The 23,734-nt window shown below is 73.5% G+C and carries 17 protein-coding genes; 11 read left to right on the forward strand and 6 right to left on the reverse strand.

Annotated elements, in window-relative coordinates:
• Nucleotides 1-89 precede the first annotated feature (89 nt).
• A complete protein-coding gene (locus EDD29_RS12715; RefSeq protein WP_123664600.1) occupies nt 90-1,187 on the forward strand; it encodes a winged helix DNA-binding domain-containing protein in 1,098 nt (365 codons plus the stop codon).
• A gap of 48 nt (nt 1,188-1,235) precedes the next feature.
• Here the strand turns inward: EDD29_RS12715 and EDD29_RS12720 are convergent, their stop codons facing one another.
• Nucleotides 1,236-2,396, reverse strand: a complete 1,161-nt coding sequence (locus tag EDD29_RS12720; protein ID WP_123664601.1) for an epoxide hydrolase family protein — start codon at nt 2,394-2,396, stop codon at nt 1,236-1,238.
• 63 nt (nt 2,397-2,459) lie between these two features.
• Between EDD29_RS12720 and EDD29_RS12725 the strand changes: the two genes are divergently transcribed.
• From EDD29_RS12725 to EDD29_RS12740, 4 genes are all read left to right on the forward strand, one after another.
• Entirely contained in the window at nt 2,460-3,458 is a 999-nt protein-coding gene (locus EDD29_RS12725) for a helix-turn-helix transcriptional regulator (RefSeq protein WP_123664602.1), read from the forward strand.
• A 93-nt stretch (nt 3,459-3,551) separates the two neighbouring features.
• Nucleotides 3,552-4,883: a histidinol dehydrogenase gene (gene hisD, locus EDD29_RS12730; protein WP_123664603.1), complete on the forward strand. Its 1,332-nt coding sequence runs from the start codon at nt 3,552-3,554 to the stop codon at nt 4,881-4,883.
• A complete protein-coding gene (locus EDD29_RS12735; RefSeq protein ID WP_123664604.1) occupies nt 4,880-5,653 on the forward strand; it encodes an SDR family NAD(P)-dependent oxidoreductase in 774 nt (257 codons plus the stop codon). The genes hisD and EDD29_RS12735 overlap by 4 nt, the downstream gene beginning before the upstream one ends.
• Before the next feature lie 102 nt (nt 5,654-5,755).
• Nucleotides 5,756-7,498 (forward strand): N-acyl-D-amino-acid deacylase family protein, encoded by a 1,743-nt coding sequence (locus EDD29_RS12740; protein WP_123664605.1) that lies wholly within the window; start codon nt 5,756-5,758, stop codon nt 7,496-7,498.
• Nucleotides 7,499-7,505: 7 nt separating this feature from the next.
• On the opposite strand, the gene EDD29_RS12745 is transcribed toward EDD29_RS12740, so the two are convergent.
• From EDD29_RS12745 to EDD29_RS12760, 4 genes are all read right to left on the reverse strand, one after another.
• A complete protein-coding gene (locus EDD29_RS12745) occupies nt 7,506-7,892 on the reverse strand; it encodes a roadblock/LC7 domain-containing protein (protein WP_123664606.1) in 387 nt (128 codons plus the stop codon).
• Complete coding sequence (locus EDD29_RS12750; protein WP_170201382.1) at nt 7,889-10,138, reverse strand: sensor histidine kinase; 2,250 nt, start codon at nt 10,136-10,138, stop codon at nt 7,889-7,891. Before EDD29_RS12750 ends, EDD29_RS12745 begins: the two co-directional genes overlap by 4 nt.
• Before the next feature lie 233 nt (nt 10,139-10,371).
• Nucleotides 10,372-10,827, reverse strand: a complete 456-nt coding sequence (locus EDD29_RS12755) for an HtaA domain-containing protein (protein WP_123664608.1) — start codon at nt 10,825-10,827, stop codon at nt 10,372-10,374.
• 111 nt (nt 10,828-10,938) lie between these two features.
• The gene (locus tag EDD29_RS12760; RefSeq protein ID WP_123664609.1) at nt 10,939-11,127 is read right to left on the reverse strand and encodes a DUF1918 domain-containing protein; all 189 of its coding nucleotides are present in this window, start codon (nt 11,125-11,127) and stop codon (nt 10,939-10,941) included.
• 249 nt (nt 11,128-11,376) lie between these two features.
• Between EDD29_RS12760 and EDD29_RS12765 the strand changes: the two genes are divergently transcribed.
• Entirely contained in the window at nt 11,377-12,858 is a 1,482-nt protein-coding gene (locus tag EDD29_RS12765; RefSeq protein ID WP_123670441.1) for an amidase, read from the forward strand.
• Here the strand turns inward: EDD29_RS12765 and EDD29_RS12770 are convergent.
• Nucleotides 12,855-14,252, reverse strand: a complete 1,398-nt coding sequence (locus EDD29_RS12770) for a GH1 family beta-glucosidase (protein ID WP_246052744.1) — start codon at nt 14,250-14,252, stop codon at nt 12,855-12,857. The genes EDD29_RS12765 and EDD29_RS12770 overlap by 4 nt on opposite strands.
• Before the next feature lie 190 nt (nt 14,253-14,442).
• Here EDD29_RS12770 and EDD29_RS12775 point away from each other — a divergent pair, with 190 nt between their 5' ends.
• From EDD29_RS12775 to EDD29_RS12795, 5 genes are all read left to right on the forward strand, one after another.
• Complete coding sequence (locus tag EDD29_RS12775; protein WP_123664611.1) at nt 14,443-15,477, forward strand: Acg family FMN-binding oxidoreductase; 1,035 nt, start codon at nt 14,443-14,445, stop codon at nt 15,475-15,477.
• 162 nt (nt 15,478-15,639) lie between these two features.
• Complete coding sequence (blaOXA, locus tag EDD29_RS12780; RefSeq protein ID WP_123664612.1) at nt 15,640-16,515, forward strand: class D beta-lactamase; 876 nt, start codon at nt 15,640-15,642, stop codon at nt 16,513-16,515.
• Between the two features lie 9 nt (nt 16,516-16,524).
• Nucleotides 16,525-18,054: an MFS transporter gene (locus EDD29_RS12785; protein WP_123664613.1), complete on the forward strand. Its 1,530-nt coding sequence runs from the start codon at nt 16,525-16,527 to the stop codon at nt 18,052-18,054.
• A 38-nt stretch (nt 18,055-18,092) separates the two neighbouring features.
• Entirely contained in the window at nt 18,093-19,436 is a 1,344-nt protein-coding gene (locus EDD29_RS12790; RefSeq protein WP_123664614.1) for an SWIM zinc finger family protein, read from the forward strand.
• Between the two features lie 670 nt (nt 19,437-20,106).
• Nucleotides 20,107-22,671 carry a DUF6493 family protein gene (locus EDD29_RS12795; RefSeq protein WP_123664615.1) on the forward strand — a complete coding sequence of 855 codons (2,565 nt, stop codon included), beginning with the start codon at nt 20,107-20,109 and terminating at the stop codon, nt 22,669-22,671.
• Nucleotides 22,672-23,734 lie beyond the last annotated feature (1,063 nt).

Genomic DNA, 23,734 nt, shown 5'->3' on the forward strand with positions numbered 1-23,734 from the left:
AAAATATATTGAATACGAGATGTGGCACCAGGGGAGCGCGCGGAAAGTCCGCCCCGGTTCGGGTCGGCCCGGGTAGAGTCGCGGTCTCTATGGACGTGCTGACGACGCGGGCGCTGAACCGGGCCCTCCTCGACCGCCAGCTCCTGCTGCGCCGGGCCGAGCTGCCCGCCGAGGCCGCGCTCGCCCATCTGCTGGGGCTCCAGTCCCAGGCGGTCGATCCGCCCTACCTCGGACTGTGGACGCGGCTCGAGGGCTTCGCCGCCGACGACCTCTCCGCGCTGCTCGTCGCGCGCAAGGCGGTCCGGATCGCGCTCATGCGCTCCACCCTGCACCTGGTGACCGCGGCGGACTGCCTCGAACTGCGGGCGCTCCTCGCCGAGTCGCTCGCGCGCACCGTCAAGGGGCAGTTCGGAGGGCGGCTGCCCGGCGTCGACCTCGCCGAGCTGGCCGCGGAGGGCGCCCGGCTGGCGGGGGAGACCGCGCTGACCTTCGCCGAACTCGGCAAGCTGCTGGGCCGGCGCTGGCCCGACCACGACCCGAACGCGCTGGCCCAGACCGTCCGGAACCTCGTCCCGCTCGTGCAGGTCCCGCCGCGCGGGCTGTGGGGGCGCAGCGGGCCCGCCGCGCACCTGACCGCGGAGGCGTGGCTCGGCCGCGGCCTCGACCCGGCGCCCTCGCCGGACGGCCACGTGCTGCGCTACCTCGCCGCGTTCGGCCCGGCGAGCGTCAAGGACATGCAGAAGTGGTCCGGCCTGACCCGGCTCAAGGCCGCCTTCACCCGCCTCGGCCCCCGGCTGCGCCGCTACCGCGCGGAGAGCGGCGAGGAGCTGTACGACCTCGCCGACCTGGCGCCGCCCGACGCCGAAGCCCCGGCCCCCGTGCGCTTCCTGCCCGAGTTCGACAACATCCTGCTCTCCCATGCCGACCGCACCCGGATCATGCCCGACCACCACCGCGCCCGCGTCTTCACCGTCAACGGGATCATCCGCGCGTCGATCCTCGTCGACGGGTTCGTCGCGGGCCTGTGGCGGGTCGAGCGCTCCGGCGCCACGGCGACCCTCGCGATCGAGCCCTTCGGCGCGCTCGACGCCGAGGCCCGCACCGCGCTGTTGGAGGAGGGCGCACGGCTGCTCGCCTTCCTCGCCCCCGAGGCGGCCCACGACCTGCGGATCCTCCCCGCCGGCTGACGCGTCGCGCGAGCAGGCCGGGAACCCCGAGGCCGTGGGGTGCCCGGGTCAGCGCAGGGACCGGAAGAACTCCCGCAGATCGGCGACGAGCGGGCCCGGCGTCTCCAGGGCCGCGAAGTGCCCGCCGCGCGGGAACTCCGTCCAGCGGACGACCCGGTGGACGGCCTCGGCGAACGGGCGGATCGAGAGGTCCGTCGGGAAGACCGCGACCGCCGTCGGGGTGGTGCCCGGGGCCTTGAGCGCCCACATCGCCGGGTCATGGAACCGCTCGAAGTAGGTGTGCGCGGCCGGGCCCGCCGTGCCGGTGAGCCAGTAGACGGCGGCGTTGGCGAGGATCCGGTCGCGCGGGACCGCGTCCTCGGGAAGTTCGGCGGCCGGGTCCGTCCACTCCTTGAAGCGCTCGACGATCCATGCGAGCCACCCGGCGGGGCTGTCGTGCAGCAGCGCCGCGAGCGTCTGCGGGCGGGTGCCCTGGAGCTGCATGTAGGCGCCCTGGTCCTCCTGCCAGGTCTTCATCCGGGCGAGCCTCCCGCGCTCGTCCTCGGTGAGCGCGGCCATGACCGCGGGGTCTCCGGTGGGGAAGGTGACGAGCGCGTTCACGTGCACCCCGCGCACCGCGCCGGGCGCGGCGCGGGCGACGAGCGGGGCGAGGAACGCGCCGACGTCGCCTCCCTGCACCCCGTAGGAGTCGTAGCCGAGCCGGGCCATCAGCTCGGCGAGCGCGGCGGCGGCCCTGCCGTCGGTCCAGCCGGGGCCGGGCGGCGGGCCGGAGAACCCGTAGCCGGGCAGCGAGGGGATGACGAGGTGGAACGCGTCCCCGGCCGCGCCGCCGTGCGCGACGGGGTCGGTGAGCGGGCCGACGAGGTCGAGGAAGTCCACGACCGAGCAGGGCCAGCCGTGCAGCAGGAGCAGCGGCGTCGCGTCCGGCTCGGCGGAGCGGACGTGCAGGAAGTGCAGGCGGGTGCCGTCGACCGACGCGGTGAACTGCGGCAGCGCGTTCAGCTCGGCCTCCTGCTCGCGCCAGTCGAAGCCGTCGGCCCAGTACTCCGCGAGGCCGCGCAGGTAGGAGGTCGGCACGCCACGTTCCCAGCCGGTGCCCGGCACGTCGGGAGCCCAGCGGGTGCGGCGCAGCCGCTCGGCGAGATCGTCGAGGTCGCGCTGCGGGACGTCGAGGTGGAAAGGGGTGAAGAACCCGTCTTCGTGTGGCATGCCGGGAAAGCTAGTCGCGATAGGTGCCAGATCCCGGCACTGATTCCACGTCATCATGTGGGCATGGCCGACACCGCGAGCCGTCTGCTCCGCCTGCTGTCCCTCCTTCAGTCGCGCGCCGACTGGACCGGCACCCGGCTGGCCGAACGGCTCGGCATAGGGCTGCGGACCCTGCGCCGCGACATCCAGCGGCTGCGCGACCTCGGCTACCCGGTCGAGGCGACCCCGGGCGCCGCGGGCGGCTACCGGCTCGGCTCGGGCGCCTCCCTCCCGCCGCTCCTGCTCGACGACGAAGAGGCGGTCGCCGCCGCGATCAGCCTCCGCACGGCCGCCACGGGCTCGGTCTCGGGCGTCGAGGAGGCGGCCTTGCGCGCCCTCACGAAGCTGCGCCAGGTCCTCCCCGCCCGCCTGCGCCACCGGGTGACGGCCTTCGAGGCGGCCGCCCTCCCCCTCGGCGCGGTCCCGGCCGACGCCGTCTCCGCCGACCTCCTGGCCGAACTCGCGGCGGCCTGCCGGGATCGCGTAAGGATCCGGTTCACCTATCGAATGGGCAGGGCGGCGACGGTACGCGCGGGCGAAGAGGCGACGGAACGGGACGTGGAGCCGTACCGGCTCGCGCACACCGCGCGGCGCTGGTACCTCGTCGCGTGGGACACCGGACGGGCCGACTGGCGGACCTTTCGGGCGGATCGGATCGAGCCCGGCCCGCCGCGGCGCGGCCCCCGCTTCACCGCCCGCCCTCTGCCGCGCGAGGACCCGGCGGCCTACGTCACCGACGCGATCAGCGCCGCGCCCTACCCCTTCCGGGCGAGCGTCCTCTTCCACGCCCCCCTCGTCGAGATGGCCCGGCTCACCTCCCCCTCGGCGGGCCGCCTGGAAGCCCTGGACGACGCCACCTGCGTCTTCCACGCCGGCTCGACCTCCCTCACCGAGTTCGCCGTCCACGTCGCGGCCAAGGGCGTCGACTTCGAGGTCCTCGACCCTCCCGATCTGGTCCCCGTCCTCCGCGCCCTCGCCGCCCGCCTCACCCGCGCCGCCGACGCGGCCCCCGGCGCGTCTTGACAGTGCGCGCGTGGGCGAAGGAAGCTACGGGCGGGATAAATGGAAACGGCTTTTCCCGTAGCGGAACAAGTCGGCGGGTGGGGAGGATGCGGCATGGGTGTGGAGCTGAAGGGGGCGGGGGGCGGCGGGACGGCTTCCGGCGGCGGAGCGGGCCGGGTGCGGGACGCGGTCGCGGAGGTCGTCGCGGACGTCCGGGAGAACGGGGACGCGGCGGTGCGGCGGTACTCGGAGAAGTTCGACGGGTGGTCGCCGGAGGCGTTCCGGCTGTCGGCCGAGCGGATCGCGGAGATCGTCGCGACGGTGGAGCCGCAGGTCATCGAGGACATCACCTTCGTGCAGGCGCAGGTGCGGAGGTTCGCCGAGGCGCAGCGGGCGGCGCTGCACGACGTCGAGATCGAGACGCTGCCCGGGGTGGTCCTCGGCCACAAGAACGTGCCCATCTCGGCGGCGGGCGCCTACGTGCCCGGCGGGCGGTACCCGCTGGTCGCCTCCGCGCACATGACGGTCGTGACGGCGAAGGTCGCGGGGGTCGAGCGGGTCGCGGCCTGCACCCCGCCGATCCGCGGCGAGATCCCCAAGGAGACCGTCGCGGCGATGCACCTCGCCGGGGCCGACGAGATCTACCTGCTCGGCGGAATCCAGGCCGTCGCGGCGCTCGCGCTCGGCACCGAGACCATCGGCCGGGTCGACCTCATCGCCGGGCCGGGCAACGCCTACGTCGCGGAAGCCAAGCGGCAGCTCTTCGGCGAGGTCGGCATCGACCTCATCGCGGGCCCCACCGAGATCCTCATCGTCGCCGACGAGACCGCCGACCCCGTCACGGTCGCGGTGGACCTGCTCAGCCAGGCCGAGCACGGGCCCGACTCGCCGGCCGTGCTCGTCACCACCTCCGAGCGGCTCGGCCGCGAGGTCATCGGTCTCGTCGAGCGGATCCTGCCGGGCATGCCGACCAAGGACTACGCGCTGCCCGCGTGGCGGGACCACGGGCAGGTGATCGTCGCCGCCGACCTCGCCGAGGCGTGGAAGATCGCCGACTCCTTCGCCTCCGAGCACGTCCAGGTGCTGACCGCCGAGCCGCGCCGCGCGCTCACCGAGATGCGGAACTACGGCGCGCTCTTCCTCGGTGAAGGCACCTGCGTGTCCTACGGCGACAAGGTCATCGGCACCAATCACGTCCTGCCGACGCGGCACGCGGCCCGCTACACCGGCGGCCTCTGGGTCGGGAAGTACCTCAAGACCGTGACGTACCAGGAGGTGCGCGACCCCGAGACCAGCGCGGAACTCGGGCGGGTGTGCGGCCGGGCCTCCCGCGTCGAGCTGTTCGAGGGCCACGCCCGCTCCGGCGACATCCGGGCCGCCCGCTACGACGGCACCCCTGCGTGGCTGCGCGAGATCGGGATCGAGCTCCCCGGGACGCGGGCGTGATCCCGGCTCTCACGGGCCGTACGGCGCTCGTGACGGGCGGCGGTAGCGGCCTCGGCCGGGTCATGGCAAGGCATCTCGCGCAGGCGGGCTGCCGGGTCGTCGCGGTAGGCCGGGATCCGGGCAAACTCGCGGCCGTCGAGGCGGAGTTCACCGTGCTGGGCCTCGGGCTCCGCACGGCCTCCTGCGACGTGTCCGACTTCGCGGCCGTCGAGGCGCTGCGCGCGGAACTCGCCGACGAGGACGTCTCGATCCTCGTCAACAACGCCGGGATCGGCGGGCCCGTCGCGCCGATCACCGAGATCCTGCCCGCGGAGTGGGACGAGGTGTTCGGCGCGAACGTCCGCAGCATCTACCTGATGTGCCGGGCGTTCCTTCCCCCGATGTACGCGCGCGGCGACGGCGACGTGGTGAACATCGCGTCCGTCACCGGCAAGCGCCCGCTCATCCGCCGCACGCCTTACGCGGCGAGCAAGATGGCGGTGCTCGGTCTGACCCGGACCCTGGCGTTCGAGGCGGGGCCGCAGGGCGTCCGTGTCAACGCGCTGTCGCCCGGTCCGGTGCGCGGCGAGCGGATGGCCCGGAACTTCCGGTTCGAGGCCGCCGCGACGGGCGGGACGATCGAGGAGGCCGAGCGCGCGTTCGTCTCCCGGGCCGCCCTGGACCGGCTGGTGGAGGAGGACGAGGTCGGCGCGGGCCTCGTCGCGATGCTCCAGATCCCCGGCATGTGCGGGGCCGACATCGACCTGTCGGCGGGCATGATCGCGCCCTGAACCGGATAACCGAATATCGTATACAACTTGCCCGTGATGTCCGAGGATGGGGGTGCCGGATGCGTCCGGCCTCCCCACTCCCACCCCTCGGAGGACAGCTTCATGTACGACCTCGCCATCGTCGGCGGACTCGTCGTGGACGGCACCGGGACCCCGCCGCGCCGCGCCGACATCGGTGTCATCGACGGCCGCATCGTCAAGGTCGCCGACGCCCTCGACGGCCCCGCGGCCGAGACCATCGACGCCACCGGCCTGCTGGTGACGCCCGGGTTCGTGGACATCCACACCCACTACGACGGCCAGGTCACCTGGGACACCGCGCTCGACCCGTCGGCCTCGCACGGCGTCACGACGGTCGTGGCGGGCAACTGCGGCGTCGGGTTCGCCCCGGTGCGGCCCGGCAAGGAGGACTGGCTCATCGGCCTCATGGAGGGCGTCGAGGACATTCCCGGCGCGGCCCTCGGCGAGGGCGTCCAGTGGGACTGGGAGAGCTTCCCCGACTACCTCGACGCGGTCGAGCGGCGGGAGCTGGCCGTCGACTTCGGCGTCCAGATCGCGCACGGCCCGCTGCGCGCGTACGTGATGGGGGACCGCGGCGCGCGCAACGAGCCGGCCACGCCCGAGGACCTCGCGCAGATGGCCGAACTCGTCACCGAGGCGGTCCGGGCCGGGGCGCTCGGCTTCTCCACCTCCCGCACGGTCACCCACCGCGCGATCGACGGCGAGCCCGTGCCCGGCACGTTCGCCACCGAGGAGGAGCTGTTCGCGCTCGGCCGGGCCGCGGCCGCGGGCGGCCGGGTCGTGTTCGAGCTGGCCCCGATGGGCACCGCCGGCGAGGACATCATCGCGGCGCGCAAGGAGATGGTCTGGATGCGGCGGCTGGCCGCCGAGACCGGCCTGCCCGTCACGTTCGCGCTGCTCCAGGTGGACGCCGCGCCCGAGCTGTGGCGCGAGCTGCTGGAAGAGTCCCTGGCGGCGTGCGACGACGGCGCGGAGGTCTACCCGCAGGTCGCGGGCCGCCCCTTCGGGATGGTCGTCGGCTTCACCGGAAGGCACGCCTTCACCCTACGCCCCACCTTCAGGGACCTCGCCGCGCGCTATTCGGGCCGTGAGCTGCTGGACCGCCTCGCCGACCCGGAGATCCGCGCCGCCATCCTCGCCGACGCCGACGTCGAGCCGCGCGCCAACAGCATGGACGACATGATCGCGCTCGGCCAGGCGTTCCTGCTCGACCGGATCTATCCGCTCGGCGAAGTGCCCGACTACGAGCCGGCCCCCGAGACGTCCGTCGCGGCCCTCGCCGCCGCCGAAGGCGTCGACCCCATGGGCAAGCTCTACGACCTCATGCTGGAGCAGGACGGCGAGGCCATGCTCATGGTCCCCATCTTCGGCTTCACCGACGGCGACCACGAGGCGCTGCGGGAGATGCTGCTCCACCCGGCCGCCGTCTACGGCCTGGCCGACGGCGGCGCCCACGTCGCGATGGTCTGCGACGCGTCCATGCCGACCTACCTCCTGACGCACTGGGCGCGCGACCGCACGCGCGGCGAGAGGCTTCCGCTGGAGTACGTCGTCCGCAAGCAGACCAGCGACACCGCCCGCCTGTTCGGCCTGAACGACCGGGGCGCCATCACCGAGGGCCTGCGCGCCGACCTCAACGTCATCGACTTCGACAACCTCGCCCTCGACGCCCCGCGGATGGCGCACGACCTGCCCGCGGGAGGCGGTCGGCTCCTCCAGGACGCCCGGGGCTACGTCGCCACGATCGTCGGAGGAGTCGTCACCCGGCAGCACGACAAGGACACCGGGGCCCGGCCGGGCCGCCTCCTGCGCGGCACCCGCTGAGCCGCCGCTACTGCCGCGGGGCCGCCACGAGGTGGCCCCGCACCCGCTTGATGAGCATCGCGGTCTCGTAGGCGACCATGCGGGTGTTGCGGCCCGCGTCGGCGAGGACGGCGAGGCAGCTCCCGGCGCCCGCGGGCAGCACGAAGAACAGCTTGTCGTCGATCTCGATGACGGCCTGGCGGACCGCCTGGGCCTCGAAGTGCTCCCTGGCCCCGTTGGCGAGGCTGAAATATCCCGAGGACAGGGCGGCGAGGAACCTGGCGTCGGGGTCGGTCAGCCCCTTCGACGCGCTCATCACCAGGCCGTCGCGCGACAGCAGGACCACCTGGTGGATCTCGGGGACCTTGGTGACCAGTTCGTCGAGCAGCCAGTTCAGGTCAGTGCCCTCGGTCAACGGTCTCCCCGTTCGTCTCGGCGGTCGGTGTACGGGTCGGCGGGGAGCTCGGGCTCGTCGTCGCGGGCCATCGACCAGCCCGAGTGCAGCGACGACATCAGGTCGCGGCTGCTCTCGGGGTCGGGCTCGATGAAGTCGTCGACGAAATCGTCCTCGCGGGCGTGCCGAGGGCCGCCGCGCAGCTCGGGCGCGAGGTTCTGCTGGCGGTTGCGGCGCGGCAGCCGTCCGGGCCCCGCGGGTGCGTCGACCCGGCCAGGGATCCGGGGCGGGGGCACCGTCGACGGGACGGGCGCGGGCGCGGACACGGCCTGGAACGGCTGGGTGCGGGTGGTGTCGACGGCCGCGCGCTCACGGGGCCGCTCGGGGCCCCGGTCGGCGAGCACCAGACCGGTCGGCACGAGCACGACGGCGGTCGTGCCGCCGTAAGGCGACGGCTGGAGGCGGACCCGGATGCCGTGCCGGGCCGCGAGCCGCGCGACGACGAACAGGCCGAGCCGGTCGCTGTCGGTGAGGGTGAAGTCGGGGGCCTCGGTGAGCCGCCGGTTGATGTCCACCAGCTCGTCCGGGGTGATGCCGATGCCCCGGTCGATGATCTCCACCACCAGGCCGTTGGCGACCACGTCGAGCCGGACCGCGACCTCGCTGGTCGGCGGCGAGAACACCGCGGCGTTCTCGATCAGCTCGGCGAGCAGGTGGATGACGTCGGCGACGGCGTGCGCGGAGACCGACACCGGCGCGATCGTGACGACCTCGACCCTGCGGTAGTCCTCGATCTCCTGGAGCGCGGCGCGGACCACGTCCTCGGACGTCACCGGGTGGTCCCAGGCCCGGACGGTCTGCGCCCCGGCGAGGATGACCAGGCCCTCGGCGTGGCGGCGCATGCGCGTCGTCAGGTGGTCGAGCCGGAACAGATCGTCGAGCTCCTCGGAGCTCTTGGCCCGGTGCTCCATCGCCTCGAGCAGCCGCAGCTGCCGCTGGAGGAGGCTCTGGCTGCGCCAGGACAGGTTCACGAAGATCTGGTTGATGCCGCCGCGCAGCGCCGCCTCGGAGACGGCGAGGTCCACCGCGGTGCGCTGCACGTTGCCGAACGCCTCGGCGACGAGCCGCACCTCGCGGGTGCCGCCGCCCTCGATGCCGGGCGCCTCGGTCGCGACGTCCACCTGCTCGCCGCGGCGCAGCCTGCCGACGACGCGCGGCAGCCGGACCCTGGCGAGGTCCTGCGCGGCGCCCTGGAGGCGGCGCAGGTCGGCGGAGATGCTGCGGATGAACCGGAAGAACAGCAGGCCGGACAGCATGACGGCGAGGAAGCCGACGCCCGCGACGAGGTACAGCCGCAGCATGATCTGGTCGCCGAGCTCGCGGACGCCCACGTCGGCGATGCCGCCGGCCTCGGTCGCGGTCTGCATCCACATCTGGCCCAGCGCCTGGGTGGTGCTCTGCCACTCGCCCATCATCGCCGGGCTCGTGATGCCCGACCGCGCGATGTCGGTCTCCAGCGAGATGTACTTGAGGTATCCGGCGGACGTGGTCAGCCGGTCGCCGATCGCCTGGAGGTCGCCGGCCATCCGCTCCTCACCGAGCGCGGAGAGCTTGGCGCGGGCGCCGGCGAGCCTGGCGAACTCGGTGCGCGCGCCGGTGCCGAGGTCGCCGCGGAACGCGATGAGCACCGCGTCCTGGCGCATCATGATGTCGCGTGCCCACAGCGTGTTCAGCAGCGCCTTCATGTGCGCGTCGACGTCGACGTCCTGGACGTGCGTCACCTGGGTGAGCACCTGGATGAGGCTGTCCGACAGAGCGTTGTACTCCCCGAGGACGGGCAGCGCGTCGTCGCCCTTGAGCACCTCGGTGCGCACCTGGCTCAGCGCGGAGAACTTCTGCGCGAAGGCGGGGAGCTTGGCCAGCTCCGTGCTCGCGCTCGTGACCTCCTTCGTGTTCGCGCCCTTCGCGAACAGCTGCACCGCGCCGTCGGTCCGCGCCGTCTGCTCCTGGAACTGCTGGCGCACCTGCTCGGTCGGCGTGCTCAGCAGCGCCGCCGCGAGGGTCCGCTCGACCTGGAGCATGACCGTGAGCGTGTTCACGGGGACACCGAGGTTCTCGTACACATCGGTGAACTTCTGCTTCTCCAGTGCCGCGTCGATGCTGGACGCCGCGGCGAATCCCCACAGCCCCACCAGGGACGTCACCGGGATCACCAGCAGCAGCGCGATCCTCCGCGCGATCGGCGTGTCGCCGGTCCGCAGCGCCATGCCGGGCACCTCCATCCGCTCCGCGTCTCAAGAACCGCTTACGCTAGTCGTGCGAATGGTGCGGAAAACAGGGCTTCGTATAAATTATTCGTCGCGTGACAAAATGGACGTCCTTTGTCAAGCGGGACGGCACTGGTCATCCGGGCACGAGAATGCGCCGGGAGAACGCCGACGGCGGTGACCGCGTGGTGCGGCCACCGCCGTTTCGGGTGGATCGAGGTGCGTCGCCTGGCCTAGCCCGCCCACGGGAAGGTGACGGGGTCCAGTTCGTCGCCCGGCCCGTAGACGTTGCCGAGCAGCCAGACGCCGTGCATGGTGAGGGCCGCCGACGCCTGTGCGGTGCCGTCGCCCTGCGGCACGATCTCGCCCAGGTCGGCGATCGTGATGCGCTGGGAGCGGTCGGTCTTGAGCTTCGCCGGGTTGACCACGGACAGGGTCGCCTTGCCGTCCTCGGCGACCTCCACCCACGGGTCGGCGATCGTCACCTTGAGCATGCCGCCGTGCGCGTCGAAGTCGACCTGGCCGGTGAACCTGCCCTTCTCGTCGCCCGAGGGGAACAGGAACTCGGTCTCGCTCCCGGCGATGTCGGCGCCGTCGGAGACCTTGATCTCGCCCTCGGCCGACGTCACGTACCTCAGGAAGCTCGCCTTGAGGCCCCAGACCAGGCCCCCGCCCGCGTTCCCGCTCATCGCCTTCTCCTCATGACCTCGGCTTATGATGCGCGGGACGTGTCACGTAACCCGCTCGCCGACCCTAGCGCCGCCGAGATCACGAGGTCCACACTTCCCCCGAACCGGACGTCAGACGTGGTGCGCCAGACGGGCGTCGGGCCCCGGGTAGATGAGCGTGCGGCGTCCGGTGTCCTCCCAGCGGACGTAGTAGGGAGGCGCGCCGAGCGGGTCGGGGATCTCGACGATCTCGCCGGCGCGGTCGGGCGTGTGGTCGTCGGGGCCCAGCAGGATCAGGTGGTCGCCCACTGCTGCTTTCATGGGATGCTCCTCCCCGGCTCGCGAGGTGAGCCGTTCGGTCGAGCGCGCTCGGTCAAAGGGCCGGGCTGCTCGCTCCGGGCCCATCTCCAGTGTCCCGCCGCGACCGGTGGGAAGCCATAGACCGCCGGTCATCTGAGGGTTTGCCCGGTAAAGAAGTGGTCTGCTGGTAAAAGTCCGCTCTGGTGACGGGCCGCGCGGCGGGGCTAGAGTTCGCGGGGTCGCAGGTGGGCGAGTCGAGGGCGGGTGGGCGTGGAGTACGCGGAATACCGGCGACTGGACGCCGTGGGGATCGCGGCGCTGGTGGCCGAGGGCGAGGTCGCCCCCGAGGAGCCGCTGGAGGCGGCCATCGCGCGGGCCGAGGACGTCAACGGGCGCCTCAACGCGATCGTGTACCCCATGCACGACCTGGCGCGGGAACGGGCGCGGGCGGGGGTCTCCGGGCCGCTCGCCGGCGTGCCCTTCCTGATCAAGGACCTCTCCCAGGACTACGCGGGCCTGCCGACGACCGGGGGGTCACGCGCGCTGCGCGGCCACCGGGCGGCGGAGCACAGCCTGACCGTGCGGAGCTGGCTGGACGCGGGGCTGCTCGTCTTCGGCAAGACCAACACCCCGGAGTTCGGTACGAAGTCGGTCACCGAGCCCGAGGCGTACGGGCCGACCCGGAACCCCTGGGACCTCGGGCACACGCCCGGTGGGTCGTCGGGCGGGTCGGCGGCGGCGATCGCGGCCGGGATCGTGCCCGCGGCGGGCGCGAGCGACGGCGGCGGTTCGATCCGGATTCCCGCCGCGTGCTGTGGTCTGTTCGGGTTGAAGCCGGGACGGGGGCTGCTGTCCTCGGGGCCGCTGCACGCGGAGTACTTCCACGGCGCGGCCACCGAGGGCGTGATCACCAGGACCGTCCGCGACAGCGCCGCCCTGCTCGACGTGATGACGTCCGTCGCGGACCCCGGCGGGCCTTACCTGGCGGAGCGGCCCGCGAGCCCCTATGCGGAGCTGGCGCGGCGGGAGCCCGGGACGCTGCGGATCGGGTTCACGACCCGGTCGCCGCTCGGCACGCCCGTCGACCCGGAGGCCGTCGCGGCGGTCGCGGAGGCGGCCCGGCTGCTCGAAGGGCTCGGGCACACCGTCGAGGAGGCGGAGCCGGACATCGACGGCCTCCGGATGGCGCACGACTTCCTCACCATGTGGTCGTGCGAGGCGGCCTCGACCGTGGCCCGGATCCGGCGCGAGACCGGCGCCCGCCCGCGGGACTTCGAACTCGACACGCGGCTGCTCGCGGGCGCGGCCCGGTCCGTCCGGGCGGCCGACTACCTCACCGCGCACGACCGGTGGAACACCTACGCGCGCGGCCTCGCGGCGTTCCATGAGACCTACGACCTGCTGCTGACCCCGTCGCTGGCGGGTCCGCCGCTGCCGATCGGGGCCTTGGACACGCCGCTGCCTTTGCGCATCCTGGGGGAGACCACTCTTCGGCTGCGGCTGGCCGGCCTCGCCGCGAAGACCCCTCTGTGGCGTGACCAGCTCGTCGCCAACCTCGCCCCGGTGCCTTTCACGCAGCTCGCGAACATCACGGGACGGCCGGCCATGTCCGTCCCCCTGCACCGGACTGCTGCGGGGCTTCCCCTGGGCGTCCAGTTCGTCGCGCCGCTGGGCGGCGAGGGGCTGCTGCTGGCCCTCGCCGCCCAGCTGGAATCCGCCCGGCCTTGGGCGGACGCCGAACCCGACCTCTAAGCGCGCTGGGCGGCGATCAGCTCGGCGAACCAGTGGTACGAGCGCTTCGGGGTGCGCCGAAGCGTCTCGTAGTCGGTCCAGACGAGGCCGAAGCGCTGGGTGAGGCCCTCGGCCCATTCGAAGTTGTCGAGGAGGGACCAGGCGTAGTAGGCGCGGACGTCGGCGCCGTCGGCTATCGCCCGGGCCACCTCGCGGAGGTGGGCGTCGTAGTAGGCGACGCGCGCGCTGTCGTCGACGACGCCGTCCGCGTCGGGCGGGGTGTTGTAGGCGCAGCCCTGCTCGGTGATGTAGAGGGGCGGCATCGAGGGGTAGCGCTCCCGGAGCTGCATGATCAGCTCGTAGAGGCCCTCGGGGACCACGGGCCAGCCGAAGTCGGTGCGGGGGTGCCCGGTCATGGGCGCGAACTGGAAGGGGAGGTCGGAAGGCACCTCGACGTGGCCCGCGGCGGTGGCCGTCGCCGGGGCCGACGGCTTGCCCGGGGCCTGGATGGCGGTCGGGTTGTAGTAGTTGGCCCCGTAGAAGTCCAACGGGCTCGCGATGATCTTCAGATCGTCGGCGACGGGGCCGGGCATCAGCTCGGCGAAGCCGTCCGGATAAGCGCCCAGCAGGATCGGGTCGGCCACCAGGCGGTTCCACAGCAGGTCGTAGAAGGCCGCTGCCTCGTGGTCGGCCGGGTCGTCGGAGGCGGGCCAGACGGGGGTGTGGTTGGTCGCCGTGCCGATCGAGGCGGCGCCTGACGCGCGCAGCGACTGGACCGTCAGGCCGTGCCCGAGGAGCTGGTGGTGGACGGCGGGCAGGGCGTCGAAGGACAGGCCGCGGGCGGGCGCCATGGCGGTGAGGGCGTAGCCGAGCAGGGCCGTCACGTTGGGCTCGTTGACCGGGACCCAGTGCGCGACGCGGTCGCCGAGGCGGGCCGCGACGTGCCCGGCGTACTCGGCGAAGCGCTCGGCGGTCGCGCGGTCCAGCCAGCCGCCGCGCTCTTCCAGGGCCTGCGGCAGGTCCCAGTGATAGAGGGTGACCATCGGCTCGATCCCCGCCTCGACCAGGGCGTCCAGAAGCCTGTCGTAGAAGTCCAGGCCTTTGGGGTTGGGGGTGCCCTCGCCCGCCGGCTGGACGCGCGGCCAGGCCACCGAGAGCCGGTAGCCGTGCGCGCCCAGGCCCTTGAGCAGGGCGACGTCCTCGGCGTACCGGTGGTAGTGGTCGGCGGCGACCGCGCCGGACGAGCCGTCGGCGATCGTGCCGGGCCGGGCGCAGAACTCGTCCCAGATGCTCGGGCCGCGGCCGTCCTCGGTGGCCGCGCCCTCGATCTGGTAGGCGGCGGTGCTGGTGCCGAACCGGAAACCGGGCGGGAGGCTCGGGAAGTCGCTCAAGGGCTTGCCTTTCGGGGGGATCACGGCGGAACAGTACAACTTGTTGGGTGCTTTGTGGCTTTTGGAGGATATTTACCGAGAGGTGGGGTGGGGCAAGGCTCCGCGAGCGGGCCGTCTGAAGTGCCTCAGGACCGGTTAAAACCGGGACGTTCGGCCCCCAGGGGATGGGGGTCCGGGTGGTCTACTGGGGGTGCGGACACGGCTAGGGGGCGAGATGTCGGCATCCAGCGGCAACAAGGACATCGGGGACATCGAGGAAGCGGTCAGGGGCGCGATCGAGGGGGCCGTGTGGGCGCCGTCGATCCACAACACCCAGCCGTGGTGGTTCGGCACGAGCGAGGCCGACGGCGGCGTACGGCTCAGCCTGCACGCCGATCCCGAGAGGCGCCTCACCGTCGCGGACCCCGAAGGCAGGGAGATGACCCTGAGCTGCGGCGCGGCCCTGGCCACGCTGCGCCTCGGCCTCCTCGCCGCAGGGTTCGTCCCCGAGGTGGAGATCACCCCGGACCCCGAAAGGCCGCTCCTCCTGGCAGAGGTGACGGTGAGGGAGCGCGCGGAGCCGCCCGCGGAGGCCGTCCGCCTCATCGGGCAGGTGCGCGAGCGCAGGACCCACCGCGGGGCCTTCGCCGAGAAGGGGCCGCCGGAGTACCTCATGTCCTCCCTCGTGGAGGAGGCGCTGCTCGAGGACACCGACCTGCGGGTGCTGTCCGACCCGCGCAAGACGCGCGCGCTGGGCGCGCTCAGCGAGGCCGCGGAACAGCTCCAAAGGCTCGACGAGCGTTACCAGGAGGAGTTCGCCCACTGGGCGCCCGCCTCCGGCAGCCGCCGCCGCGACGGCGTCCCCGACACCGCCTACCCGATCGAGCACCAGGAGACCCACCCGCACTTCCCGGAACGGGCCTTCTGGCGCGATCGCGCCCAGGGCATGGACGTCGGCACCGAGATCCCCGGCGAGACCGGCACCGTCTGCGTCCTGGAGACCGCCACCGACGACCGCGTCGCCTGGCTCGCCGCCGGCCAGGCCCTCCAGCGCGTCCTCCTGCACGCCTCCGCCGAGCGCTACACGGCCGCCCTGCACACCCAGGCCCTCGAACTCCCGCCCTTGCGCGCCCTGATCACCGACCGCCTCTGCGCCGGCCGCCACCCCCAGATGATCTTCCGCCTGGGCCGCTCCGGACCCGTCTTCACCTCGGTCCGCCGCGAATACTCCGAAGTCGTTTACAAGGCCCCGGAAAGCACCCGGTCCTAGGTTTTTCTGACTGAGATATCCGCTCGTTTCCTTTCGCGAGCGGATCTTTCACCTGCGGTGATATGCGGATTCATATGGATCTGCCTTCCATAGCAATATTGGACATGATCGGCGAGGGTCTGGTCTGCTCTGCGGCGAACGACCGAGAGCAAGGAGGCCCTCATGCACGACCTCACCCCCCGGACCCGGCTGCGCGCGACACTGGGCGCGACGGTCCTCGCCGTCTCGGCACTGCTCGGCGGAGCCGCGTACGCCGGCGGCGCGCCCGCCGCCGGCCCGCCGTCCGCCGACGTCGTCCGGCACGGCCCTGTCGTCCGGGACGACCTTCAGGACGTCTTCCGCAAGGCGGGCGTGCGCGGCACGTTCGCGCTCCTCGACGTGCGCGCGGGACGGACGACCGTCGTCGACCGGGCGCGCGCGGAACAAAGGCTGATCCCGGCCTCGACGTTCAAGATCCCGCACAGCCTGATCGCGCTGGAGACCGGGGTCATCGCGGACGAGTACGAGGTCATCCCCTACGGTGGGCAGCCCCAGCCGTTCCCCGAATGGGAGCACGACATGAACCTGCGGGACGCGGTCCGCGCGTCCAACGTGCCGGTGTTCCAGACGCTCGCGCGCCGGATCGGCCTCGCCCGCGAGCGGCAGTGGGTGAACCGGCTGCACTACGGGGACCGCGAGATCGGCGGCGTCGTCGACCGCTTCTGGCTCGACGGGCCGCTGGAGATCTCCGCCGTCGAGCAGACCCGCTTCCTGTCCCGGCTGGCCCGCCGGGAACTGCCCGTCGCCAAGGCGCACCAGCTGACGGTCCGCGACATCCTCAAGATCGAGGAGAAGGACGGCTACGCGCTGTTCGCCAAGACCGGCTGGGGCATGTCGACCGAGCCCGGCATCGGCTGGTGGGTCGGCTGGGTCGAGCGCGGTGCCGACCTGTACACGTTCGCCCTGAACATCGACGTCGAGCAGGACGCCGACACCGCCCAGCGCGTCCCCGTCGCGCGAGAGCTGCTGCGCTCGCTCGGCGTCCTGCCCGCGGCCTGAATCCGGCGCATGCGGCATCCGGACACGGCGGTCACGTCCCGCCAGGCCCCCTCCGACCGAGCCTCGGCCGGAGGGGGCGCCACGTCGCGCGATCGCCGGACGATCACCGTCGTCGTGGCGATCCAGCTCGCGATCTCACTCGGCTACTTCGCCGTGATGGCCCACGTCGTCGGGCATCTGCGGCACGACCTCGGCCTCCTGGCGGGCACCGTCACGCTGGTGCTCACCGTCCGGGTCGCGGTCCAGAACATGCTCTTCCTCGCCACCGGCGCCCTCACCGACGCCCTCGGCCCGGCCCGCGCGGGCGCCCTCGCCTGCGCCCTCCGCGCCGCGTCGTTCGCCCTCCTGGGCGCCGCGGAAGGACTCCCCGGCCTGCTCGCCGCCGTCATCCTGATGGCCGTCGGCGGCGCGCTCTTCCATCCCGCCGCCCAAGCCGCCCTCGCAAGCACCCCGCCCGCCCTCCACCCGCGCGGCTTCGCCTCCTACCTGATCGCCGGCCAACTGGCCGCCATCGCAGGGCCCCCGCTGGGCCTGGCCCTCCTGCCCTCCGGCTTCCCCCTGCTCACCACGACCACCACGGCCCTCTGGACCGCCTCCGCCCTCCTCTTCCTCCTCCTGCGTCCAGCCCGCTCACACAGGTCGGGGCCCCGCGAGACCCGCCGCGCGGAACCGCTCGACGCCGATGCGGGAGACCTGCGCGGCGCCCGGCCTCCTGCCGGAGTGAACGCGCCAGATCGGGCAGGCGGGTCGTGCCCGGACGAGGTTCGCCGACCGGCTCCCGTCCCCGCGGCCCGCGCGGGAGGCCCGGGACAGGACCAGGACGGTCGAGCGGAGGCGGGAGGCGTTGACGGCGCCCGGCCTTCCGGCGACGCGGACGCAGGCGGGCCGGGGCGATGCGCGGGCACCGGCGGGGCCTCTTCGGGCCGGATCGGGGGGCGGGGGCCGTTCGCGGGGGTCTCGGCGGTGCTGCGGGACCGGGGATTCGTCCGGTTCGCGCTGGCCGCGGCGCCGACCACGCTGCTCACCACCCAGGTGACGACACTGGTGCCGCTCAAGGAGACGGGCGCCGGGCCGACGACCCTGTTCTTCTGCGTCGTGGCGGTTCTCGCCGCGGCGGTCCAGCCGTGGTGCGGCGGCCCGCGGACGCTGCGGACGGGCCTGCTCTGCGCGGCCGCGGGCTACCTCGTGCTGCTGGCAGGGCCGGCGGACCACCGCGCGCGGCTCGCGGTCCTCGTGATCGCCGCCGCCCTGCACGGCGCCGCGGTCGGCCTGACCCAGCCCGCGCTGTTCCGCGCCGTCACCTCGGCCGCCGCGCCGCACCGGTTCGGCGTCTACTTCGGTCTGCTCAGCTTCCTCGCAGGGGCGTTCTCCCTCGCGGGCGGCCTCGTCGTCGGCCCGCTCCTCGACTCAGGGCCGGGCGGCATGACCGTCGCCCTCGTTCTCCTGTCCGTCCTCGCCGCGCTCACGGCGGCCGCCCAGACCCTCGCCGGCGGGCGCGGCACGGCGGAGCCCGGCGGGCCTCCGCCGGTCTCGCGGTGATCGGGATTTTGTCGGTGGGGATCATTAGCGTTCCGGGCATGACGACTCAGGCTTACAGCTACGCCGCGCCGTCGGCGTTCGCGCCGGGGGACCGAGGCGGACATCTCGGGCTCGCCACGTCCGGGGGGACCAGCACCGAGGGGGCGGTGGCGCATCCGCGGTTCTTCAGCGGGGTGCTCACGCGCGCCGACGTCGGCGCGGCGGGGCTGCTCGCGCTGGCCGACGTCGCGCAGACCCGGTACTACCAGCCACGCCCCACGTGGGCGCGCGATCCGGTCGTCACCTGCAACGGCGACAGGCTGCGGATGGAGTCGTTCTCGGCCTGCGCCGGGGTGTACGCCCGGCTCGACGTGCTGTCGGAGGCGCTCGACGGCGAGGTGACCGCGCGCGGCACCACCAACGTCGACGTCAACGGGCCGCTGCGCGAAGCACTCGCCCGGGTCGGCGGAGCCGAGCCGATGCACCTCGCCGTCGGGCCGGACGAAATGGTCGTCACCACGCTCGACGGGGCGACCGTGGAGAAGAAGGTGCCGTTGCCCGAGCGGTGGCTGCGGTCCTTCGCGGAGGTCCAGGCGATCGCGTCCGGCTTCGACCTGCGCGCGGAGCTGCCGGGGCCCGAGGCCGTCAGGTTCCTGCGCGGGCTGCCGCGCCGCGCGGGCGTGCTGTGGGCGCAGCCCGCGGGGAGGGGCCTGCGCCCGACCTCCCGGCCGGGCCCGGGGGCGGTCTGCCTCGCCGGGTCCGAGCGCCTGGCGACCCTGCTGCCGCTGCTGCGCTTCGCCACCGCGCTGCGCGTCTACGGGCCGCCCGTCCCACCCGGCGCGCGGCCCGCCGCCAGCGCCTGGGAACTCGTGCTCCCCGGCATGCGGTACGTCCTCACCCTCTCGCCTGAGGAACGCCGCGGCTTCTCCGGGGAAGGCGCCGTCCTGGACGCCCTCATCGGCGACGACACCGCCGAGGACGCCGATCTCGTCGGAGCGCTCCTGGACTTCGAGCCGCGCCTCGACCCGGCCGACCTCGCCGTCCGCGCGGGCCTCCCCGACGCCCGCGTCCGCGCCGCCCTCACCCAGCTCGGCACCGGAGGCCGCGTAGGCTACGACACCGCGGAAGCCGCCTTCTTCCATCGCGAGCTGCCCTACGACGCCTCCCGCGTCGCCGCCATGAACCCCCGCCTGCGCGCCGCCCGCGCCCTGGCCGACCAGGGCGCCGTGCGTGAACTCTCCGAAGGGGTCTTCCGGGTCACCTCCAGCGGCACCGACTACCAGGTCCGCCCCGCCACCGGCTCCTGCACCTGCCCCTGGTGGGCCGACCACCGAGGCGGCCGAGGCCCCTGCAAACACGTCCTCGCCACCCGCCTCCACAACACCCCGGCACCCCCCGCCTGACCCACCCCGCCTGCCGATCCCGCCGACCGCGCCCGACATCCACCGCGCCGCCCAGAGCCGGGCGGTCCTGCCGACCCCGCCCCCTTTTCGACCCCTCTCGCAGCCGCCGGACATCCACCGACGCGCTCGGGGGTGTCCGGACGAGCGGTGCCTGACCACGTCCGCCCTTCGACCCGGCCTCGTCCGCCCCGCCGGGGGCGCCCGGCGCCGGCCGTCGCGTGCGAAGGCGTTCGCGTGCGGCCCATGGGTGGACGGACCGCCCTGGCGCTCACCCTGTCGCGGGTGGTGACGCTCGCCGACCTATGAGGAGGCGGCCGGGCGGTTCGTGGTGGTCTCGGGATCTCCCTCGTGTGAGGGAGGTGGCGGGTGTGACGTGGGTCGTACGTTGGCGGAGCGGGTGGACCGGGGTCGGCCGGGGCGGGAAGAATTCCTCGTCTCCGGGTCGGGTGTTCTCGGTGGAGGGCGCGTGATGCGCCTCGCGGAGGGCTGGGAGGCGGTCGGGCGAGTGAGCGGAAGGGGCGATCCGCCCGGGTCAGGCCGGCGCGCCTGCGTGCGGCGGGCCCCGGACGACGGGGCGGTCGAGCTGAGGAGAGATCCACCCTTGTCGGGTGGCGAGTGCTGGGTCCGTGGTCTCGGTTGTTCGTGTGGATGAGGGAAGGAAGTCGGCGTCATGAGCACGTGGGAAGAGATGCAGGAGCTGATCGGCGCGGGGGACTGCGCCGGGGTCGCGGTACTGGCGAACCGGCTGGGCGACGCGGGCCGGAAGGAGGTCGCGGGGGCGCTGCCGGGATATGTGCGGTCCGCGGGGCTGCGCCGATGGGACGATCCGCGGACGATGGCCGCCAGGGTCGCCGGGGCCGGGTGCATCTCCGGGGCGGCGGCGGCCGCCGCGTGGATCACGCGAGGCGAGGTCCGGGACGCGCGCGGCCCCCGGCTCGCGCGGCAGATCGTCGCCGCCGTCGCGCATCGGCCCGACGCCTGGCGGATGGACGTGGCCCGGCGGCTGGCGGACAGGCTCCGGCTCGCCGACATGACCGCGTGGCGGGCCGACCTCGCCGCCTGGGAGGTCGCGGCGCTGCTGCACATGGAGGCGCGGGAGGCACCGCCCACCTCGCCCGCTTTCGTCGTGGGCTGGCTCGGCTGGCGAACCTACGTGCCCCCGAAGGAAGATCCGTTCTTCGCGACACTGGCCCCGGCCATCTTCGACACCGACGGGGTGGGGGAGTACCTGGGCGGGAACGAGGCCCTGGCCGTCGCCCGCCAGTGGGACAGGCCCGGCCTCCGGCCGCGCCCGCTGGTGGAGGATCTGCTCGTCGAGCTCGACAGGCCAGATCTCCTCGACGGGTGCGTCCGGCGGTTCCTGCGCGGCGGCACGGCCCGGTCGCTCACCTGGTTCGTCAAACTGCACGCGCTGCTCGCTCCGGACGCCGCGGAGGCGACCCAGCGGCTGCGCGACTACGTGCGCCTGCTGCCCCTGGCCGTCCTGAGCGTCGCCGAGCCCGCGTTCGCCGCGGTCCGCGCCGCCGACGAGGCGGCGCCGCTCGAACCCGCGCTGTTCCGCGAGTCCGCGGACGCGGTGCTGTTCCGGCCCGAGTTGAAGATCGTCAAGGCCGCGCTGTCCTGGCTCGACAAGACCGCCGGGGGCCGGGAGTCCGCCACCGTCGAGGCGCTCGCCGGGGTGCTCGGTCACGAGAACGCGGCGATCCGCGAGCGGTCCGTGAAGATCGCGGTGAAGTGCGCGAAGGCCGTGGATCCGCTCACCGCCGAGACCGTCCGGCAGGCCGCGGCCGTGCTCCCCGCGCCGCAGCGCGCCGAGATCGCGGCGGCCTACGGCGAGGTGAAGGCCGAGGAGCCGGCTCCCGTGCCGGTCCTGTACCCGGCGGTGCCGCGCGAGCTGGAGCCGCCGATCTCCTCGGCCGCGGAGCTGCGCGAGGCCGTCGTCCTGCACCTGACCAACATCTCCGGCACCCTGCCGTGGCCGGAGATCGAGCGGCTGCTCGCCGGGCTGGTCGTGCACGGCCCCTCGCTCACCGGCGAACTGCGCGCGCTGGCCGAGAAACACCGGCCCCACATCCTCCGCAAGGACCTGATCCTCCACCTGATGGGCATCGATCTCGCCCTTCACTGCCTCATCTTCAAGCGGACCGCCGACGACCTCGCCCAGTACGTCGACACGCTGATGCAGAAGGCCAACGGCTTCGGGTACAGCCCGCCCGCCCCGGAGCTGATGTTCCGGCGCAGGTTCGTCGAGGCCGCACTGCACCTCGGCGGCCCGGCCCCGCTCGCGACGCCGACGAGCGCTTCGGGCCACGTGGACCCGCAGGAGTTCGCCGCGCGGCTGCGCGCCTTCCAGGACGCGGGCCGCACGCCGGGCACCGCGGATCTCGAACAGGCGCTGCTGCGGCTGCCCGGCGGCGCCGACGCGGCGATCCTGTCGGGTCTGGAGTCGACGGCGGCGCACATCGCGCGTGCCTGGCTCACCGAGGGCGTCCTGGTCGAACCCGTCGTCACGCACCGGCTCCTGCGGTTGCCGCTCAAGGACGGCAGCGGTGACGCGCCCCGGCTCGCCGCCGCCGTCTCCTGGGCGGCGGACCTTCCGTCGGCGGCGCTGCTCGGCGCCCTTCCCGAGCCGGAGAAGGCCGACGACCTCTGGAGCGGAGCGGCGGCCTGGTGGCCGTCGGCACTCCCGTCCTACCGCGAGATCAGCGCCGTGCAGCTGCTCCGGCAGGCCGTGATCTGGCCCCGTATCCGCTGTGGTCAGGACCGCACGGTTCTCGCCTTCGCCGACGCGAAGGGCCCGACCGGCCCGGCGACCGCCGCCCTCCTGCTCTACGCGCTGTCCTCCGAGCACCCGGCGGACCGGGCCGCGGCCCTCGACGCGCTCCTGTCCCTGGCGGCCGAAGACGCCCTCCCGGCCGCCGACCTCGGCCGGCTTCTCGCCGCCCTGGCCGAAGACCTCGTCCTGCCCCGCGTCATCCCCTCGCTCGTCGACGCGGTCCGCGCGGGAGCCCTCCTCTGGCCCCTGTTCGCCGAAGCGATCACGGCCTTCCTCCCGACCCCTGACGCCCGTCCCCCCGCGCCCTTCGCCACCCTCCTCGCCGCCGCCTCCGACTACGCCGACCTCCACCACACCCGAACCCCCATCGCCGCCCTCACCGCCTGGACCCCCGCCTCCCGCACCACTCGAGCCGCCAAGGAGGCCACCCGCCTCCGCACCACCCTCGAAACCCCATGACCGTTCCACCACCGCCCACGCCCGGCAGCCCTCCCCCCACCGGCCAGGACGCCTTCCGGACGCGCCCACCGGCACACCGCCGCGCAACCCCCGCACGCCCTTGGAACGGCCCATCCACCAGGAGCCCAGCGTCCCACGCCGGTCACCGCGGCCTCGTCGGCGAGGTGCACAATGCCCGATATACCAGGAGCCCGATACACCAGGAGCCCGATATACCAGGAGCCCGATGCCCCCGACGTAACGGACGACACCCCCGCCCCCGCCCCCGCCCACACCCATCGCCCACAGGCACTCGCACTCGCGGAGAAGCCGTTCACCGCACGTGCACCCGCGGATCTCCCCGACCCGTGAATCCGAGTGCCCGGAGGCCGACCGGTGCCCGCGGAACCCCCGACGCGTCGTCCGACTCGGCATGCGAGGTCTCCCCGCAGGCGTCGTTTCCCGGGTCGTGTCGGTGTGGGTGCAGTTCCGCGCTGTGGGCGTGTGCTTGCCGCGCTCGTGGGGGAGCCGTCCACTGCGTGGGCGACCGTGGATCTCCCTGACCGGAGAGTCCGAGAGCGCAGAGGCGGATCCGCGCTCGCCGAATCCCCGTGACACGTCGTCCGGCTCGGCACTCGGCGTCTTCGCCGTGGGCGTTGTTCCCCACCCGCGTCGGTGCTGCGGGTGCTCCCGTGCCGCGGGCACGCGCACGTCGCGCTCGCGGGAGGCGTCCGCCGTGCGGCGACTGCGGGGTGAGGTCTCCCGTACCCGTGAGTTCGAGTGCGCGGAGGTCGGCCTGCGGCCGCGGAAGGGCTGTGACGCGTCGTGTGGTTCGGCTTTCGGCGTCGTCGTTTCGGGTGTGGTGCCATGACCGAGCGAGTTCGGGCCTGTGGGTGCGCCGACGCGCTTGTCCCGGATCTCGTTGGGAGGTCCGGGATTCCGGCCCTTCACCGCTGCCGCTGTTCTGCTTCTGAAGGCGGGCCTGGCGCGAAAGCGTGAGGGGAGGCTCGTACTGTCGGGGAGCGTGGGTTCGAGCGGGCGGGGGTGCGGGCGGGCTCGTGCTCCTGGTGAAAGCTCGGGGGCG

This window comes from Actinocorallia herbida (assembly GCF_003751225.1).
Classification (GTDB): Bacteria; Actinomycetota; Actinomycetes; order Streptosporangiales; family Streptosporangiaceae; genus Actinocorallia; species Actinocorallia herbida.

Bases quoted from the DNA above. Each gene is read 5' to 3' on its own strand.
- EDD29_RS12715 (WP_123664600.1), top strand. From the start codon at position 90: ATGGACGTGCTGACGACGCGGGCGCTGAACCGGGCCCTCCTCGACCGC.
- EDD29_RS12720 (WP_123664601.1), bottom strand. From the start codon at position 2,396: ATGCCACACGAAGACGGGTTCTTCACCCCTTTCCACCTCGACGTCCCG.
- EDD29_RS12725 (WP_123664602.1), top strand. From the start codon at position 2,460: ATGGCCGACACCGCGAGCCGTCTGCTCCGCCTGCTGTCCCTCCTTCAG.
- hisD (WP_123664603.1), top strand. From the start codon at position 3,552: ATGGGTGTGGAGCTGAAGGGGGCGGGGGGCGGCGGGACGGCTTCCGGC.
- EDD29_RS12740 (WP_123664605.1), top strand. From the start codon at position 5,756: ATGTACGACCTCGCCATCGTCGGCGGACTCGTCGTGGACGGCACCGGG.
- EDD29_RS12750 (WP_170201382.1), bottom strand. From the start codon at position 10,138: ATGGCGCTGCGGACCGGCGACACGCCGATCGCGCGGAGGATCGCGCTG.
- EDD29_RS12755 (WP_123664608.1), bottom strand. From the start codon at position 10,827: ATGAGCGGGAACGCGGGCGGGGGCCTGGTCTGGGGCCTCAAGGCGAGC.
- EDD29_RS12760 (WP_123664609.1), bottom strand. From the start codon at position 11,127: ATGAAAGCAGCAGTGGGCGACCACCTGATCCTGCTGGGCCCCGACGAC.
- EDD29_RS12775 (WP_123664611.1), top strand. From the start codon at position 14,443: ATGTCGGCATCCAGCGGCAACAAGGACATCGGGGACATCGAGGAAGCG.
- blaOXA (WP_123664612.1), top strand. From the start codon at position 15,640: ATGCACGACCTCACCCCCCGGACCCGGCTGCGCGCGACACTGGGCGCG.
- EDD29_RS12785 (WP_123664613.1), top strand. From the start codon at position 16,525: ATGCGGCATCCGGACACGGCGGTCACGTCCCGCCAGGCCCCCTCCGAC.
- EDD29_RS12790 (WP_123664614.1), top strand. From the start codon at position 18,093: ATGACGACTCAGGCTTACAGCTACGCCGCGCCGTCGGCGTTCGCGCCG.
- EDD29_RS12795 (WP_123664615.1), top strand. From the start codon at position 20,107: ATGAGCACGTGGGAAGAGATGCAGGAGCTGATCGGCGCGGGGGACTGC.